General features: G+C 60.5%; 1 protein-coding gene. It reads left to right on the plus strand.

Going from position 1 to position 334, the window contains the following annotated elements; genetic code table 11:
- A partial coding sequence (locus ONV78_RS31920) for a hypothetical protein (RefSeq protein ID WP_279508637.1) occupies positions 1–334 on the plus strand: 334 nt, incomplete at both ends.

Raw genomic sequence — 334 nt, forward strand, 5'->3', positions numbered from 1 at the left:
CCTGTACGACAACGCCGGCAATCTGGTGGAGCAGACCGATCCCAACGGCCACAGCACCCACTACGCCTACAATGACAACGGTCAGTTAACCGCCCTGATTGACGCCAACGGCGGCCATTACAAGATCGACTACAACGACGACGGCATGCCGGTGGCGATCACCAATGCTCTGGGCCATGTCTGGCGTCGCGAGTACAACGAACAGGGCTTGCTGGTCCGTATCACTGACCCGGAAGGCGCGCAGACTCAGTACGAATACAACGCCCAGGGCCTGCCGCAAAAGATTATCGACGCCCTGGGACAGGCCCGGGAACTGCAGTGGAACCGGGAAGGC

Source organism: Hahella sp. CR1, from assembly GCF_029813005.1.
Classification (GTDB): Bacteria; Pseudomonadota; Gammaproteobacteria; order Pseudomonadales; family Oleiphilaceae; genus Hahella.